This is a genomic window from Allobosea sp. RCC_152_1 (genome assembly GCF_041360765.1).
GTDB classification, from domain to species: Bacteria; Pseudomonadota; Alphaproteobacteria; order Rhizobiales; family Beijerinckiaceae; genus Allobosea; species Allobosea spartocytisi.
This window is the reverse complement of the sequence record NZ_JBFUPU010000012.1, coordinates 144,735-162,279: the sequence shown is the minus strand read 5'-3', so window position 1 is coordinate 162,279 and position 17,545 is coordinate 144,735. Positions and strand designations below refer to the sequence as shown.

Annotated in this window: 12 protein-coding genes and 2 pseudogenes; 9 read left to right on the top strand and 5 right to left on the bottom strand. The window is 63.5% G+C overall.

Annotation, left to right across the window (positions count from 1 at the left end):
- Positions 1-80 precede the first annotated feature (80 nt).
- From AB6806_RS26815 to AB6806_RS26775, 9 genes and pseudogenes are all read left to right on the top strand, one after another.
- Positions 81-974: a LysR family transcriptional regulator gene (locus AB6806_RS26815; protein ID WP_370956067.1), complete on the top strand. Its 894-nt coding sequence runs from the start codon at positions 81-83 to the stop codon at positions 972-974.
- Positions 975-1,188: 214 nt separating this feature from the next.
- Positions 1,189-1,374 (top strand): annotated as a pseudogene (locus AB6806_RS26810) (DinB/UmuC family translesion DNA polymerase); the annotation flags it as partial.
- A 60-nt stretch (positions 1,375-1,434) separates the two neighbouring features.
- Positions 1,435-2,163, top strand: a complete 729-nt coding sequence (locus AB6806_RS26805) for an antitoxin Xre/MbcA/ParS-like domain-containing protein (protein WP_370956066.1) — start codon at positions 1,435-1,437, stop codon at positions 2,161-2,163.
- Between the two features lie 2 nt (positions 2,164-2,165).
- A complete protein-coding gene (locus AB6806_RS26800; protein ID WP_370956065.1) occupies positions 2,166-2,441 on the top strand; it encodes an RES domain-containing protein in 276 nt (91 codons plus the stop codon).
- Between the two features lie 44 nt (positions 2,442-2,485).
- Complete coding sequence (locus tag AB6806_RS26795; RefSeq protein WP_370956064.1) at positions 2,486-2,749, top strand: hypothetical protein; 264 nt, start codon at positions 2,486-2,488, stop codon at positions 2,747-2,749.
- A gap of 97 nt (positions 2,750-2,846) precedes the next feature.
- A complete protein-coding gene (locus AB6806_RS26790; RefSeq protein WP_370956063.1) occupies positions 2,847-3,299 on the top strand; it encodes a hypothetical protein in 453 nt (150 codons plus the stop codon).
- A 243-nt stretch (positions 3,300-3,542) separates the two neighbouring features.
- A complete protein-coding gene (locus AB6806_RS26785; protein WP_370956062.1) occupies positions 3,543-3,926 on the top strand; it encodes a hypothetical protein in 384 nt (127 codons plus the stop codon).
- A 192-nt stretch (positions 3,927-4,118) separates the two neighbouring features.
- Positions 4,119-4,787, top strand: coding sequence for a DUF6088 family protein (locus AB6806_RS26780; protein ID WP_370956061.1), 669 nt, complete (start codon positions 4,119-4,121; stop codon positions 4,785-4,787).
- 172 nt (positions 4,788-4,959) lie between these two features.
- Positions 4,960-5,799, top strand: a complete 840-nt coding sequence (locus AB6806_RS26775; protein WP_465247261.1) for a nucleotidyl transferase AbiEii/AbiGii toxin family protein — start codon at positions 4,960-4,962, stop codon at positions 5,797-5,799.
- Positions 5,800-6,088: 289 nt separating this feature from the next.
- On the opposite strand, the gene AB6806_RS26770 is transcribed toward AB6806_RS26775, so the two are convergent.
- From AB6806_RS26770 to AB6806_RS26750, 5 genes and pseudogenes are all read right to left on the bottom strand, one after another.
- Positions 6,089-6,565, bottom strand: a complete 477-nt coding sequence (locus tag AB6806_RS26770) for a Ros/MucR family transcriptional regulator (protein ID WP_370956059.1) — start codon at positions 6,563-6,565, stop codon at positions 6,089-6,091.
- 119 nt (positions 6,566-6,684) lie between these two features.
- Positions 6,685-7,536, bottom strand: coding sequence for an ATP-binding protein (locus AB6806_RS26765; RefSeq protein WP_370956057.1), 852 nt, complete (start codon positions 7,534-7,536; stop codon positions 6,685-6,687).
- A 5-nt stretch (positions 7,537-7,541) separates the two neighbouring features.
- Positions 7,542-10,175, bottom strand: a complete 2,634-nt coding sequence (locus AB6806_RS26760; protein ID WP_370956055.1) for an AAA family ATPase — start codon at positions 10,173-10,175, stop codon at positions 7,542-7,544.
- Positions 10,175-11,447, bottom strand: a pseudogene (locus tag AB6806_RS26755) (metallophosphoesterase family protein). Before AB6806_RS26755 ends, AB6806_RS26760 begins: the two are co-directional and overlap by 1 nt.
- Before the next feature lie 50 nt (positions 11,448-11,497).
- Complete coding sequence (locus tag AB6806_RS26750; RefSeq protein WP_370956093.1) at positions 11,498-17,494, bottom strand: DUF3320 domain-containing protein; 5,997 nt, start codon at positions 17,492-17,494, stop codon at positions 11,498-11,500.
- Positions 17,495-17,545: the final 51 nt, after the last annotated feature.

Here is a 17,545-nt window from a genome sequence, read left to right as displayed (position 1 = left end):
AGAAGCGTAACACCCGCGTCAAGACCAATGAAAATAAGAACTCTTGGCGTCTCGATAGCGGTTCGCTATCGTCTTTGCCCATGCGCTACACCTTCGGTCAGGCTGAGGCTTTCTATTGGGTGGCCCGGCTGGGAGGGTTCCGCGCCGCCGCATCTCATCTCAATCTCGCCCAGCCGACCGTCAGCCTGCGGGTCAAGGAGCTGGAGCGCATTCTCGGCGGGGAGTTGTTCGACCGCGCGCTGTACCGGCCGGTGCCGACGACGCTGGGCAGTGCGATCTATGCCGATGTCGAGCGCATGCTGGCCCATGCCGAACAGGTCCAGCGCCGCTCGAAGGACGCGCTGCCGGGGCGCGGCCTGCTGCGCATCGGCGCCGCCGACTCGTTTGCGGCGCTGATCCTGCCCGATCTGCTGGCGGCGCTGGCGGCACGGCACGCATCCCTGCAGGTCGACGTCACCGTGGATTTCAGCACACGGCTGGAACAGCTCCTGTTCGACCGCTCGATCGATATCGCCTTCCTGTCGCAGCCGCGCGCGCATGAGGGCGTCACCATCGTCCCGCTCTGGCTGATCGATCTCGTCTGGGTCATCGGCAGGGACCTGCCCTTCGAGGGCGATGTCGCCACGCCGGAGAATCTCGTCGATCTGCCGATCTTCACCAACAGTTCGCCATCGGGCCTGTTCACCACCATCCAGATGTGGTTCGGCACGAAGGGGCTCAAACCCCACCGGATGAACACCTGCAACCCGTTGACGGTGATCGCAAGGCTCGCCAATGCCGGCACCGGCGCGGCCCTGATCCCGCGCGAGATGATCAGGGTCTCGGGCGACGACCTTGCCTTGCGTGTGCTCGAGGCCAATCCGCCGATCCCGTCCCATAATCTCTGCGCGATGTGGTGGGACAATAAATCTGCCGCCGAATGCAGCTATCTCGCTGATCTCGCCAGGGAGATTTCAGTTGGATTGCAGCAATAGAGATCGCGCGGGAAAACAAGCCGGAATCTCCGCAAGAAGCTTGCAGTGCTGCTGGGCGGCATTCTGTTCGCGCCATTGGCAGAAGTTGGGCTGCCGCCAGACAGCGGACGCTGGCCGGCCGACGGCGCCTTCGGTCCGTCCCGCGCCATTTCGCTTGATCCCGTCGCGGGAGCGGCGGACGGTCACGCCGAAGGCGAAATAGGCCGATTTCCATCAGATCACACGCAGCCAAACGGCCGTCTCGCCTCCGGCGAGCCAAGGCGAGATCGAAGCCCTTTGCTTCGCGCTCATCGACCAAGTGTTTCCGGCTGCCAAAGGCATTCGCTTGCTTGGCGTGACGTTGTCGTCTCTTGTGGTGAGTGCGAACTTCAGGGCCGGGCAGCTTCGACTGGAACTCTAGCATCCAAGCCGAACAATCTGGACAAATCGGACAATCCGGACTATATAACCCTCCGAAGTTATGGAGGCCAACATGGTCGCAACGGTTCGCAAGTCTGGCGGTGGGGCGCAGTTCAATGTGAACAGCGCAGCCGTCGCTGACATTCTCGACGTGCTCGCCCGGCACAATCCCGGCATTTCCAGATCCGTGCTGAAGGGAAAGAGCAAAGTTGTCGCCGCGCTCACGGCGGCCGCTGTCCGGCTGTCTGACGAGCAGCAGCGCCAGATTCTGACCCACGAGAACGACCTTGCCGAGGCAATGCAGACCGTGGTCGCCGATCTCGCCGGCCGCCACACTGAAAAGCTGATCGAGCTCACGGTCGACAAGCCCGTCGAGGTCAGCCAGGGTGCCGGCTTGGCCGACGTGGTCGATTTCGACGAAGGCCGCCGGCGTCTTGCGACCTACGCGACGCCTCTTCGCCTTGAGGACTGGGCGGGGCCGGTTGCCGGACCGGGTGACATCGAAAAGGCATTCGGCACCAAGCGATCGACCCTGCATGACTGGCAAAGGCGAGGCGCCGTCATTGGGCTGCTCAAGGGCGAGCGCAAGCATGTCTTCCCCCTGGCGCAGTTCGTCGACGGCCGGCCGGTGGAAGGCATGTCGGACGTCACCAGGATCATCCGCAACCCCAGAGCCGCCTGGCAGTGGCTCATTCAGCCCAAGCCGAGCATCGGCGGAACTCCGCTCGATCGGCTCAAGGCTGGACATCTGGACGAGGTCATCGACGCGGCCGAAAGAGACTTCAGCTGATCGTGAGGCTTGATCCGAAGACCGTCGCGGAGCTGGCTCTAGCATTCCAGCCGCAGTCCTACTTGCGGGTCATGCCTGCCGCCCATGCCGCGACCCCGCTCGGCATGGGCTTTGGTCATACCCGCTTTTCAAGTCCCGATCAGTCGTTTCGGCTGGTCTACATCGCGCGTGATCTCGCAACGGCAATCGCGGAGACCATTGTCCGGGATCGCTTCGAAGGCGCCACAGAACGCGTGCTCGACTACAGCGAGATCGACGAATGGGCCTTGCAGAGGTAACTGCGCCGTCTCCTCTCCTGGTACTCGACCTACGAACGACGAGCTTGCTGAGGCTCGGCGTCAGTACTGACGCGGCCCGCGCCAAAGCACATCGAGAGGGACAGGAGCTCAGCAAGGCGGTCTACGGCGCCTTCGCGGTTGACGCCCTGCTCTATTCCTCCCGCCTGACCTCGGCCGAGTGCCTCGCGGTCTATGACCGCGCGGTGGACGTCAAATTGGTCTCGGGGCCGGCGGTGAATCTCGTGCGCCACCCGGACCTGGTTCGCGCGCTGAACTCCATCAGTGTCGCAATTCGCAGAGCACCTTGAGCGAGCCCGCGGGACTCAGACGATGATTGTGACGACAGACCCTCTCGGACCGATAGAAGAGAGGCGCATTTCCGCCTGGTCCATCGACAGGACAACCATGAGCGAGCCGAACGACGACGACCACGACACCGATTGGTACCAGGACGACCCTCCGTTCGCAGATCCCGCTATCCAGCTTGAATATGAGGCGGCTCTCGGTCGTTTCCTGGTCGCGTTCAACAAGATCGACAATGAGCTGACGGATCTGATTCGGACGGTTCTTCGGGCACACAATCGAGAAGATCTGTTCGAGAAGTGCGCCATCAGCGTCGATTTCAGCCGTAAGGTCTTCCATCTTGACCTGCTGAGCCTTGTTTCCGACCCGGGGAAGCTCGGTTCCGCCCCTCTCGATGAGATGAAAGATATTGCTGGCCAGAGAAATACCGTGGCGCACGGGCATTTTGATCAGAACCCCACCGATGGCGCATACCAAGTGAAGCAGAAGGGTAAGGCGCTGGAGTTTTCCGTCGAGCGCATAAATGGCCTGACAGCCCGCTGCCAAATCGTGTGAGATCGCCTTCGTACGCTCCAGGCCCACTACTGGCTTGAGCCTGAGATCATCGAAGAGATCAGAAATAGCAGCCGGTTGGCCCCTGCTAGGAAACCATGAGGATCTCCCATGACGCCCCCGCGGGGATCACGCACACGCGGGCCTCGAACGTCAGCGCCGCTTTTTCGGTTGGAGAAGCTCAAGGCAGCGTTTGGCGGTCCCTTCGTCAATGGCGAATTCTTCAGGGCGCGCCTTTAGGTCCGGATGAAAGTTTCGCATCCAGAGCTTGGCTCGCTCGTCGCCGAGTGTCGACTTTGCGACCTTCTCAACATCGTATTGGGCGGCTGCCTTCGCCTGCGCCTGGGCCTGGCAGCGCAGGTACTGGGGCTCGTCATCCCAGAGTTCGACCGGATTGCCATGGGGGAGCCGAGCAACATCGCCAACTCCGGCAAGCCCATCCTGCCGCTCCATCTGCGCCCGTTCCTCCTCGCCGGCGTGGCGGTCGTTCTGGAGAGCGGACCGGAAATGCTCGACCTGCTTCGCAGGCACGCCATCGGCGTCCGACGCGAGCTGTTCGATGCCTTCGCAGCAGAAGCCATCGCTCAATGGGTCAGCGTGCGTGCCCATTCACAGAAGCAGCTTATTTGAAGATGAGCACCCGCCCATTCTCACGATTAAATGCTCAACCCAGTTCGGAAGCGGCCATTCTTACATTTAACTGCAAAGCGACAGCCGGCTCTGATTGTAGAACGCCAGCTGAGGGCGCTCCCGGCCCTGTCCGAAGAATGCAGCATTGTTAGGACGGTCGACAGCGTCCGAAATGTGCATCATATTTCGGACATGTTCGATCAACCGGCCACAGACCTTCGGCGGCGCCTTATGGCCCGAATTGACGCAACGCCGGCAGAGGTGTGGACCCCCGCCGACTTCGCCGATCTCGCCAGCCGCGCTGCCATCGACAAAACATTGCAACGCCTCGTCGCGGCAGGAGAGCTGCGTCGCATCGATCGCGGGCTCTACGACAAGCCGAGAAAAAGCAACCTCACCGGCAAACCGGCGGTCCCCGACTATCGCGCTGTGATCAGAGCCGTTACGCGGCGGGACCAAGCCCGAGTCGTGGTCGACGGCATGACCGCCGCAAACGACCTCGGCCTCACCACGGCGGTCCCGGCGCGCATTGAAGTGCTGATTGATGCCCGCTTGAAACCGATCACGCTCGGGAAGCAGGTCATCCATTTCAAATCGGCCGCACCCAGTCGTCTCTACTGGGCGGGACGCCCAGGCATGCGCGTCGTCCAAGCACTCTACTGGATGCAGGATATGATGAGTACGGAAGACGATCTACGGAGCGTCGAGAACGAACTTCGCAGGCTGCTCACCGCTCCAAAGCATGGAAAGGAGATACGCGAGGATCTTCGCGCGGGGCTCTCTGCCATGCCAATCTGGATGCAGGACTTTCTCCGACCCCTTCTTGAACCTCTGAATGGCGAGCTGGAGAATCACTCGTGAGCGCCGTTGCCTATGCCGAAGTCATCTCAGCCGCACCCGCCGAAAAGCTCGACCTCTTTTTGACCACAGCAAACCGGCTCGGCACCCCGATCAGGAATGTCGAAAAGGATTTTGGGTCTGCTGGACTCTCGACGCCCTCTATCGTGAACGACCAGCGGGAGGGCCACGCCTATTGTTCAAGGGCGGAACATCGCTATCGAAAGCCTATGGACTCATTGAGCGGTTTTCGGAAGACATCGACGTCACGGTATTTCGTGACGATCTCGACGAGCCCGCTTCCGTGGAAGAGCTCGAGGCCCTGTCGAACAACAAGCGCCGTGCTCGCCTAGACGCGATCCGCGACGCCTGTCGCAGCTATATCACCGGCGCGCTGCACGAATTCCTGGCCGAACACCTTGCTGCAGCGACGGACGGAAAAGGCCGAGTCGAGATCGATGAGGCAGACCCCGACCGACAGACGCTTCTGGTCTGGTATCCAGAGGTTGAGCCGCGCGACGAGTCCTACGTGCGACCGGCAGTGCGGATCGAGTCCGGCGCCAAGTCGGCACTCGACCCCAACCAGCTCAGGAACATCCGGCCTTACATTGCCGACGATGCGGGCGGACTCGATCTCACGGTTCCGAATGTCACAACGATCAATGGGGAGCGCACGTTTTGGGACAAGGTCGTGATCGCACACGGCTTGCGGCGCTGGTTCGAGCGGCGCGGCGAGTTGCGCCACGCAGGCCAGCGTGTTTCGCGGCACTTCTATGATCTCCACTGTCTCTTTGCATCCGACACCGGCCGAACCGCATTGGCCGATGCAGCGCTGGGAGCAGACTGTTCGCCACGCGCTCATGTTCTTCAATCGGACCGACTACGACCTGGCCACGGCCGCAGCCGGATCATTTGCACTCATGCCGACAGCAGCAATGATCGACGCGCTTGCGCGCGACTATGCAAACATGACGCCCATGATTTTCGGCGAAGCCCCTCGCTTCGAAGAAATCCTAGCCTCGATGGAAATGATTGAACGAGCGGCGAACGGAGCACGTTAGCAAGGACAGAGGCTCACCATTCGTCACGGCGATCAGATCGGCGATCAGATCGGCCGCGATGCCTCCCGCGGGACTAACCTTGGCTGCTGGCTTCACTGATACACGCCCTTCATATCGTCGCGGCGGTCGCTGCATGGTTGACAAAGCGCAGTTGCGGCGAGCCGTCCAACCCGCGCGATCAGGGCGCCGATCGAATTGGATGAAATGGCACAGATACCCGGCCGCGAGCGCAATGCGCTCGGCAAAGCGGCGGCATAGAGCCCGTTAGGGTAATGCCTTGGCCTTGGTCACACGCTTCGCTCTGGTTGGCTTAACCGGCTCGCGGGCCGGGGCTGGAGCCGCGGCTGGCTTGCGCCCAAGCCCAATCGATTTTGCCAATACTGACCGCGCCTCGGCGTAGCTGGGAGCTACCATCGGGTAGTCGGCTGGCAAGCTCCATTTTACGCGGTACTCCTGTGGCGTCAGCCCATATTTATTCCCGATATGACGCTTCAGCGATTTAAATTTCTGGCCGTCTTCCAGGCAGATCAGGAAGTCCGGGGTGATCGATTTCCTGATCGAGACAGCGGGCACGAGTGGCTCCGCCGGCGCGATTGCCGGCGTGCTGTCGAGCTTCGCCAACGCGGAATGAGTGCTGGCGATGAGGCCGACCACGTCAGCGGCAGGAACATTATTGTGGCTCACATAGGCCGAGACGATAGAAGCCGTCAGCTCCAGTAATTCTTCATGATTCTCGGACATTCGAAATCCTGCGTCTAGGAAAATGGCAGGCGCCAATTAACGGCGCCCAAACAGAGACGGGCTCTGCGAGGAAGTGCATGTGATTAACTTCCAGATATCGGTGTGCGCAAGCAATCTTACTAACGTTGCAGGCGTGCAGTCAGTTCATGAACCCTAGCACCGGGGCACACCCGCCGCGCGATCTCGCAAAGATGCGGATGATGCGTCAGGTAGATCACCTGCCCGACCTGCGCCATCTCGCCGAAGAGTCGAAACGCCTCCTCGGCTCGGAAATCGTCAAACGTCTCCATGATGTCGTCGGCGATGAATGGCACCGGTTGTCGAGAGGCGACGAATTCGTAGTACCCGGCGACGCGCAGCGCGAGATAGAGCTGGAAACGCGTGCCCTTCGACAGCTCCGCCGCCTCCTTCGAGCCCCCGCCAGCTGCCAGCGCAATCAGGATTTCGCCGTCCTTCTCCGGCTGGGCGGCGAGCCCGGTATACGCGCCACGGCTGATCGTCGCGAAGGCCTGGGAAGCACGCGCCATCATCGAACTGCGATGCCGATCGCGATAGGCGCGCAGCGCCCTTTCGGCCGCGGCGGCGCCCAGCTTAAGCCGGAGATAGCGTAGCGCGCGATCCTCGATGTCGAGCAGCAGCGTGCGCTTTTCTTCCTCGATCTTCGCCACGACGCCATCGCCGCTAACGGCCTCGACCCGGTCGAGCGCCTTGCTGTGGACAGAGAACAGGTCACGGCTGCGCTGGTCCTGATCATCGAAGCGAGCCTTCAGCTCGACAAGCTCAGCCTCCAGGGCGGTGTGATCGGCACGATCGAGCACGGCTTCCGCCTCGTCTATCGCGGGCAGCCGAAGTGCTGCGACGATGTCACGCTCGGCAGCTTCGGCCTGCGCAATCAATTCCGCCCGCTTCTCGATGGCCAATAGCTTGCCGGCGACATCCGCCAGGGTCGCGGCGCCGAAGAACGCGATCATCTCCGTCATGCGGCGATCATGGATCGCGACCGTCTCGGAGACCATGCGTTGCCGGGTCCAAGCAGCCTCAAGGTTTTGGGCCCAGTCGCCCGCCGCGTTCGTTCGGCGTAGGCTTGCTGAATCTGAGCGCTGACCGCCTGCGCCAGATCCAGGATATCGCCCGACGGCGCAATGATCCCGATGTTGCTGGCGAGCGCTTCCGCCTCATCGCGGAATGCGGACTGATCCTTCTCCATCTTGCCGATCCGGTCGACGAGGCCAGCCTTCTTCTCCAGCACGGGGCCCAGCTCGCTGATGGCCGCGAGGATTTCGCGAACCGTTGCGAGCGTCGGCACTGTGCCGCCCTCTCCCAGCCAACAGGCCGAGCAGGCTTTGGTCCATGAGGCGTTCCAGTCCCGGTCGGCCTCCGTGGCCTTTTGGACCTCGCGTTCACGGCCCGCCAGGTCGCGCTGCCGCTCATCCACGCCAGCCCGCAACGCCTTCAGCTCGACCTCCCGGTTTATCGCCCCCTGCCCTGCTGCCAGCAGCGCCTCGAACCGGGCTTCGGCGTCCTGCAGCAGACCAGCCGCGTTGAGCGCCATCGCCACTCGATCCCGCATCGCCATGGCGTCGGCTTCCGCCTCACGGAGATCGCTCTCCGCTGCACGGACGAGCGCTCTCGCCTCCAGCGCCGTGTCACGCCGGCCAAGCCAAGTTTCAAACTGAGGCAGCGGCATGCTGTCCGACAGCGCCGGACAGGTCACAGCCACGGCCGCCGCGATCTCGCGCTGGAGGCCCTCCATAGTCGTTGCCGCGACATCCCGAAGTTCGATGGCGCGATGGCACTCTGCCTTGGCAATGGCCAGCGCCTGGCTCACCTGATGGAGCTTTGCGACATCCGCCATATGACCGAGCCGTCCACTCGTGACGACATCGTCATGCCGAAGCGCCGCTTCGAAGCCGTCGGCCGAAGCAGGATCGAGCGCGCCCCGATGAGCGGCCCACGCCTGCTCCCGGATTGCACGAATGCTCGCGGCCTCCTGATCAGAGACGACACCTGAGATCCCACTGAGCGCGCCCAGTTCGGCCGTCAGACGGATCTGCTCCGTCGTCAGGCGCTCGACGTCGCCGGCATGCTGATCGATCCGCTTCTGTGTCTCAGTGATCGCCAGCGTCCAGCGCTGAACCTCCGCCGCAGAAGGAGCAGGCAGGTCGACGAGCTCGTCGATGTCACCGTTCCAGGGTCGCAGCTCACGCAGACGATCCGCCAACGTCGCGCGGGCAGCATCACGAGCCCGTTCGGCCAGCCGGCGACGCGCCGCATGGTCGTCCGCCCGCGCAGCCGCAATGGTCGCCGCGAGCGATGACATCCGTGTCTCTCGCCCCTGCCCCGTCTCCGGATCGCCGCCGGCCTCACCTAGCCTGGCCTGCGCCTCGTCCAATCGCCGACGAGCCTGGGACAACTCGTCGGCAGCCGATTTCAGCGCGGCCTCGATGCCGGAGCGCGTCTCAATCAGGGCGCGAAGCGCACCGACGACGGAGGCTCCCAACACGAGGCGATGGGGATCTGTCTCTCCGGTCCGCTCGATGCGGCCCAGGATCGTGGCGGTCGCGAATTCGGCCTCGCGCAATTGTAGACGGCGCTCGGGGATATCCTTCTCGGCCGTGACATGGCGAGCGCGCAGATCAGCAAGCCGCTCGACCTTGTCGGCCAGTCGCAGCGCCGTCTCATCGACGATGATCGCATCCAGTTGCCCTGACAGCTCCGCGATTTCCTCAGCGAGGCCTTGCGCGCGAGTGCCGAGCTCGATCTCGTCCTTCTGCAGCTGCGGCAGCTCCTCGGCCCAGCCGCGCGGAGCATCGGGAAGGTCGGCGAGGGGCGCTATGCGCGCTCGGAGCGCGCGCAGATCCGTCAGGCGCGGCAAGGCGTTCAGATGGCGCTGGATCTCATCCATGCGCGCCTGGATCTTCCCGCGGCTGCCGATCGCCTCTTCGTACTGGATCGCGGCCCGATCGCGGGCTTCGATGAGCTGGGCATAGTCGGACGCTAGAGTGTCCACCCGTTCCCGTTCCGCCTTGAGCTCTACGAGTCGGGCCTTGAGGTCCGACAGCTCGCCACTGCGGGCGCGGTACTTGTAGAAGCCCTCGGCCTCGGCCTTGAGATCGACGAGGCCTTTGCTGAGATCCGCCAGACCCGCGCTCGCGGAAAACAGGAGCTGGCCGAGATCGCCCTTGCTCGACAGGATGCTTTCACCGCCTGCCTCCAGGGTCGCATCGTCGAGCGAGAACATGGTGCGATAAGATTCGCGGTCGATGCCGCCGAGTTCTCCCAGGAGGACGCCCTCGGCGATCGGCTGATCGCGGACATCGAGCAGGCTGTTCTGTGGCCGCTTGATCCGGACGAGCTCCTGGGGCCCGGCGGCAAGCTCTAACGTCCCGCCGATGCGCATCGTCGGATAGGGATGGATGAAGTTGAAGCGACTGCGCGTTTCGATCCCGAAAAGGAGATCGAGAAAACCGGCCAGGGCGGTCGATTTGCCGGCCTCGTTGGGGCCATAGACGATGTGCAGATCGGGCTGGCCCGCCACCCGCTCGCCAAACTCGATGCGGTGATCGGTGAACTTGCCATAGCGTGTGAGATCAAGGCACTTCAGGCGCATCAGGAAACGCCGCCTTCCGCACCAGCATGTAGCCGGGCGAGCACATCTTCGGACCCGTCCCTCGCCAGAGCCGCGATCGTGGCCTTGAACGCCTCCTCGTCTGAGCCGAGCAGGCCACGGCATTCCTGCGGAAGCTGCGTCCTGAGCTCGTCTGCGATGCCCGCGACCTCGGCCTGGTAGGCGTCGGAGCCGATGACCTCCTCATCGATCAGGCGGCGCAGTTCGGTGAGCGGGTCAGCCGATGCGCCGGCGACCGCACCGGGCGCCCGGCAGTCGACCTCGAGCTTCTCGACCCAGCTGTTCCCGATGACGGATGCCCGATCGTCGGCTTCCGTCTTGAGGAGATCGAGATCACGCCGGATGCGCCAGGCCAGAGGCGTCGCGCCCGTTACCCGCAGGCGGGCGACAAGGTGCTCCGCAGCGACGTCGCCGCGCGCGTGCTCCAGCCCTCGCGCCAGCGCCGCGACGAGATCGCGCCAATCGTCGATCCCCGTTACATCGACGGCAACCCGCTCGAACTGTGCGATGCTGGTGACGCGCTCTTCGATCCGAATCGAGCGATCGTCGCCGATCGTGACCAGGGTCACCGATTTGGCGCCAGCCTCGTTGATGTCGCGGCCCTGCGGCATAGGGCATCACGATCGCGCAGCCGCCCTCGACGACCGACCGCTTGTGGATATGGCCGAGCGCCCAGTAACGAAAGCCAGTGCCCTGCAGATCAGTGAGGTTGCAGGGTGCATAGAGATCATGTCCGGTCGCGCCGGCGAGGCTGGTGTGCATCAGGCCGATATTCACGGCGCCCTCGACCGGTGGCCTGTACTTGCCGATCAGGCTTTCGGGGGCATGGGGCTGGGCAAAACTGAGCCCTTGAATCGCGACGGGAAACTGGCTTCCGGCCCGTTCGATCGCAATCGCCTCGGCGCGGCCGCCAAACAGCTTCACGGAATCCGGCAGGATCAGCTCCTTGCTGATCCGCGACAGCGCATCGTGGTTGCCGCGGATGATGAAGACGCGGATGCCGGCCTCGTGCAGCCGGCGGAGTTGCTCGGCCAGGAACCGCGCCGTCTTCATCGAGGTCTGGTCGCCATCATAGAGATCGCCCGCCAGCAGCAGCGCATCGACCTGTTCGTCGAGACACAGGTCGACGACGCGCACGAAAGCGCGCCGGGTCGCGTTTCCGATCAGGTCGGCGAGGTCCGCGTCGCGCAGCGCGAGAGAACGCAGCGGTGAATCCAAATGAATGTCCGCGGCATGGACGAAGCGATAGGTCACGTTTTGCCCTCTGGCCCGGCACTTTGGAGGAAGCGAACCATCACGCGTGTCTATTGGCCATCTGCTTCGGCCGACTCAAGACGGGTAGAAGCATGCCGGAGGGCCTCGTCCAGTCGCGCTCGCGATGTCGCCGCCAGCCGCTCGACGCCCAACAGGCGCGCCAATGCCAGCGCAGGATCGGTCTCCTCCAATAGGGCGGGCTCGGCGACGACAAGACTGGCGAGTTCGGCGAGCGGGATATCTGCAATGCCTCGGCGCGCCTCGACATCGACCGGCGCGCGATAGGGATGGATCGGCACGATCGTACCCGGTATCCACAGGAACTCACCACTGGACTCGCTCGTGCGCTGAAGGTCACGCAGATGTAGCTGGATGCGCTCGCGGATCTTACCGCCGGTGCGCAGCCATCCGTGGGCGCGAGCGATGCGCTGCGCCAGGATCTCCTCGCGCAGCGGCGCCTCTGTTTCCATCACGGCATCGACCATGCCGCGTAGAGTGGCGCGGTAGCCGAACTCGTGAAACATATTCGGCTCCGCCCGGAATCGTGAGAGGTCCGTCAGGCCATAGCGCGGCGCATCACCGGTCTGTTGAGAATGTGTGCCGAGCAGAGTGCCAGCGGCGGCCAGCCTAACGGGCTGAGGTTCCGTCTCGGCCATGACGTCGGCTGCAAGCTCAGCGGCAGGGATGGAGTTGACGGGACCCATTGGCGACATCGAGCCCTCTATGTGCGCTTCCTCGAGCTCAATCACGTCCGCCGTCGACTGAACAGAATCGACCTCGTCGCCAAGCTCCCAGTGCAAGGTCTGATTGGACGCCTGCTCGGCGTCCTTCGCCCGGCTGTCCGCAAGCAGCGCAGTCAACGCCTCATGAAGGCGAATGGTGGCTCCATTCACATCGAACCACCAATCGGTCGACCAGACGCGGACGATGTTCCAGCCTAGCCCGCGCAGCACCTGCTCCCTCACCTTGTCCCGATCGCGGGCGGTCGCCGCACTGTGATAGGTCGCGCCATCGCATTCGACGCCGGCGAGAAACGCGCCGGCGCGGTCGGGGTGCTTCACGCCGAGGTCGATCCTGAAGCCGGAGATGCCGACCTGGGGAACCAGTTGCCAGCCGAGGCGGGTCAGCTCCGCTGCAACCGCCTCCTCGAATGGAGATTCAAGCGCGCCGACCGATCCCTTGTCCTGCGCTGGCAATGCGATCGCGCCGCGCTCGGCGAAGTCGAGGAACGTCTTGAGATGCTGGACGCCGACCGCCTTGGTGCGGCCGGTATCGATATCGTCGGCGCTGAAGCCGGAGAACACCACGAGCTCTTGCCGTGCTCGAGTCACTGCCACGTTGAGGCGCCTTTCGCCGCCGTCCCGATTGAGTGCTCCGAAATCCATCGTGCGCTTGCCTGCGGCATCCTTCGAGAAGGTAATCGAGAACAGAATCACGTCGCGCTCGTCGCCCTGCACGTTCTCGAGGTTTTTGACGATGGTTGGCTCGATGCGATCCTCGGCAAAGAACCATTCGAGCGCCGGCTCATGGCGGCGTGCCTCGTCGAGCAGATCCTGGATCAGCGCCTGCTGTTGCGCGTTGAAGGTGATGATGCCCAGCGTCGGCCTGCTCGTTTCGGGCAGCTTCAACCACTCTTTCATGCGCTGGACCGCGTCATCGGTTAGTGAGCGGGCCTCCGTGCGGTTCGTTCGACTTTTGCCGCGGTCATAGACACCATCGACCCGCATCAGCCTGACCGCCCGGTCCTCGACCTCCGGTGCAGGGAAGGTGATCAGCCTGTTCTGATAGTAATGCGCGTTGGAGAACGCGATAAGCGACTCGTTGCGACTGCGATAATGCCAACGCAGGTCGCGGACTGGGATTCCGGCGGCCTTGGCCTCATCCAGGATGCTCTCGAGGTCCCGTTCATGCTCGGCGACCTCCTCGTCGTCCTCGTTGCGACCAAAGAAGTTCGTCGGTGGGAGTTGGCGGGGATCGCCGACGATAATCGTCTGCTGTGCCCGTGCGATCGCGCCAACGGCATCCCAGGTGGTGATCTGTGAGGCCTCGTCGAAAATTACGACGTCGAACAGCGCCTGATCCGGCGGGAAATACTGCGCGATCGACAGTGGCGACATCAACATGCAGGGCGCGAGCTTGCCGAAGCTGCCTGACATTCCGCCGATCATCTCGCGGATCGAGCGGCTCGGTCGCTGCAGCTCCATCTGGTGACGCAGTAGACCGAGCTCCGAGTTGCGCGGCACGCTCTGGACCGGAGGCAAACCGTGCGCAAGGGCACTCACCACGCGAGCGGTCGCCTTGGCTCGGACGAGATCGTCGATCTCGCGGAATTCTTCGACGGCGTGTTCGTGCTGGAAGCGGCGAAAATCGCGCAACGTTGCATTCGTGTCGAGAGCGTGGGGCAGCCACCAGCGCGTATAGGCGAGATCAAAGGCCGACCGCGTTTCATCCGGGCTCAGCGCGCCGCTCTGTAGGTCAGCGATCAGTGGGCCGAGACCTTGCGCCTCGCCCTGCGCCCTGACCCGGCACCAGCTCGTCCAATCGCGCAGCAGTTGGCGAGCACTCGCGAGTTGATCAGCCATTCCCACAAGGTCGGACAGCAGCGTCTCGCTGGTAGACCGTGACGGGTCCGACCCCGCGGCCGCGGCGAACTGCGCCATGGCCACTGAGAAGGCAGCGAAAGCATCGCGATAAGCGACGGCAGTCAGCCGGACCGGCTCAGCATCAATGCCCGGGACGAGCACCGGCGCGATAGCTTTGACGACCGCGCGGATATCGTCTGCCGCGCGTCCGAGCCGCAGCAAGCTGTCGCGAAGTTTAGTCGCGCCGGAGAGATGGCGGTCTATCGCCGACACATCGGTATCGAGGCCGGAAAAGGCGAGTGGCTTGCCCGCAAGACTGGAGCTCTCGACTGACGAGCGGAGCACCTGCAACCGGCGCAGGATAGGCAGATCCTTGTCTGGGTTGGGCTGGCCGGCAGCGGCATAGCCATGCAGCAGCCTTTTCACCCGCCGGCGTCCCAGCCAACTGCACGGCCAGATGGCGGCGCCGGCCTCGCGCCAGTCGCGCTCCAGATCGTCGAGGGGGATCCGAACGACCGAATCACGCTCGAACGTCGCCGAGAGCTCCGCTTCCGTAGTCCGATAGAAGGTGATCGAGCCTTCGAGTTCGGCGAGTGCCTGGCGAAGGCCCGCGAAGTCGGGATCGAACGTGATGCGTTGGTCGCTGCCGACGCTCTCACAGAGGGCGGAGGCCAGGAGAGACAGCCTTTCCAGCTCTGTGCCTGAGGCATCGCTAGATGCCGACAGTCCAAGTTGCGGCAGAAACGCCGCGAGCGCCGTCCCGAGGGTGGTAACTTTTCCCGCAAGGTCGCGCCCCGTCGCCAGCAGGCGCTCCTGCCAGGCCGAGGACCATTCGGGAGCATCGACGCAGGCGAGGACCGGCGCGCGCTCGACGGCCGCGAACACGCGGCCTACCTCCTCGGCGAGGTCGCCGAGTGCGCGCCGCGCCTCGTCGTCATGGAGATCGCGATGCGACCAGGACAGCTCGGGAGCATGACGATGGCGACCGCGCAAGGCGACGCCGAGCGCGGCATACGCGGTCAGGCCATTGGTATGGCGCTGGTGGAGCGCCTCGACATAGGCGTTCAGGACGTCTCGCCTCACCTTCAGCCGATGGTTGACGGCGACCCAGTCGGAGGAAGACGCCGTGCGGCCCTTCTCCCAGGAGTTCCGCAGCTGTGCGAGGAACGACTTGCGATCGGCCTTGCTCGAATGCAGTTCGAGGCAATGGTCGCCCAGCCCATGCGCCTTCAAGCGGCGATGCACGACGTTCAGAGCTGCGGTCTTCTCCGCAACGAAGAGCACCGTCTTGCCGCTTGCCAGGCAGTTCGCGATCATGTTCGCGATCGTCTGACTCTTTCCCGTACCGGGCGGGCCGATGATGACAAAGTCGCGCCCCTCGACTGCGGCCATGCTGGCTGCGATCTGCGAGGAGTCGGCCGGCAGAACCGAGACGATGTCGGCCGGCGCATAGCGCCCGTCGAGCTCGCGCTCATCGACGAAAGCATCATCGGATCCAGAGAAGGCCTGCTCGGGCGTATCGATCAGGTGACGGACGATCCGATTCTGTCGCAGCGCGTCGGTCCGTTCAACGAGGTCCTTCCACATCAGGTATTTCGCGAAGGAGAAGGTCGACAGGGCAGCGTCGTCGACAACTTCCATTCCAGGCACGTCACGTACCGCCTGGCGCATTGCGCCGAGGAGACGCGGCACATCAATCCCGTTCTCGTCCTGCGGCAACTCGCCGGCGAACTGCGGCAACGGGAGATCGAACTCGCACTCCAGGAACTGCAGCAGCGTCGCGTTGAAGCGCGGCTCGTCCTCGTGGAAGCGTAGCGTGAACTGCGAACTCGCGCTGCGCCGGTCGAGCTTCACCGGCAGTAGCAGAAGCGGCGCACGATAGCTGCGCTCATCGCTGGGCATGCGCTTCCAGCGTAGGAACCCGACAGCGAGGAAGAGTGTATTTGCCCCGCCCTCGGCAAAGTCGTTGCGGACCTGCCGATGGAGCTCGATCAGCCGCGCGTCGAGGTTCTTGGCGTCCAGCGGCGACGTGAGTTCGCCACGCGCGAGCGCATCCGCCGCAAAGCCGCGATGCAAATCCTGGCCGCGCACTTCTCGATATAGGGCCTCATCACGCTGGCCGAGTGGATTGTGCTCCGGCAGCGAGATCAGCCGCATCGCAGCACCGTCCGAAAGCCTATCCTCGAGATAGGCTATATCGGTGCACAGGAAAGGGATCGTCTTCTTGGAGTCGGCGAAATTGAGCAGCCGGTTGCGTAGCGTGAGATCGAGCAGCTTCTTCTGCCAACGGTCGATGCGCCCTGCGGCAGTGGTCGGCTTGAGCTCAACGACCTCCGCCGGAAGATCGGACAGTTCCGCCGCGACCGAAAGCGGCAACTGGATGTCGCCATCCTGCGCCTCATCAGCAACAGGGACCGGAGCATGATGTGAGGCGAGCGGTGTAATGCCGCCGCTGCGCGACCTGTGCAGGTCGATCGCCGCTTCGAAGCCTGAAGCCTGGGTTTCGGCGAGGCGCGGCTCGGCGAGCCGGCGAGCGTGGTCCAGTGTCGCAACCGGCCGATGCGTCACGCCGGTCGTTTCGAAGACGACGAGCTCTCTAGCGGCAATAGCCTTGCGGACTTCCGTAAGGTCACTTTCCACCGCTCTCGGAAAGGTCCGTTTCGTCAGCCAGACGCCGACGGCCGCGTGATCCTTGAAGAGCAGCACGGCCGAGTTCAGCCCGCAGCCTTCTAGGGCTGCGACGAACAGCAGGGAGCTGTCGAGGCAGGTCACGAGCTTATCCCGAGCGATTGTCGATGGGCGCCTAACCTTCTGGCCGCGCTGTTCAAAGCTCGCCGGGGGCTCAGCATAGTGCAGCTTCATCCCGGCGATGGCAGAATAGACAGCCGCCGTCAGCAGCAGGCTTCGCTTGGGATCGCCCGATTGGTAGCCGTCGAGTCCCGAAGGATGCCCATGCGCCGTCAACGACTCGGCCGCAGCGCGTAGGATCTTCGGGACTGCCGGATCGTTGGGGAGCACGAACGCCGGCAGCAGTTGCGCCATGTCGGCGACACCACCCCATTCGTCGCGTGCCAGAAGCCGCACGGGAAACCGGACTTCGGCCAGGCACGCGTCCTGCGCGTAGAGTCGGAACGCGATTTCGCCGCGCTCCGCCTCGTCCAGACCGGCCAAATAGCCAGCATCAAGTTCGACCCGCTTATCGCTGATGGTGATGCGGTCGCCGGGCACCAGGCGATCGAGCGTCCAGAGCTTGGGGCGGAGGAAGGCCGGGGTCGATACCATCGCCAGCCGGCACTGTTCCAAGTGCCTATCGGTTGGGTTTGCAATCGCGAGTGATCTTAAGACCGGGACCGCGTTCTGATAGGAAGCATACGTGAAGCTTCCAGCGACTGCTGCATCGATTGTAACCGATGGCGGCGCTTCGCTGTCACCGCTCACAGGCCGCCCAATTTCTTGATTCAGCATTTTGCTCCCCGACGCCGGCTCAGGATAGAACCTGTGATTGTAGCGCGCCAA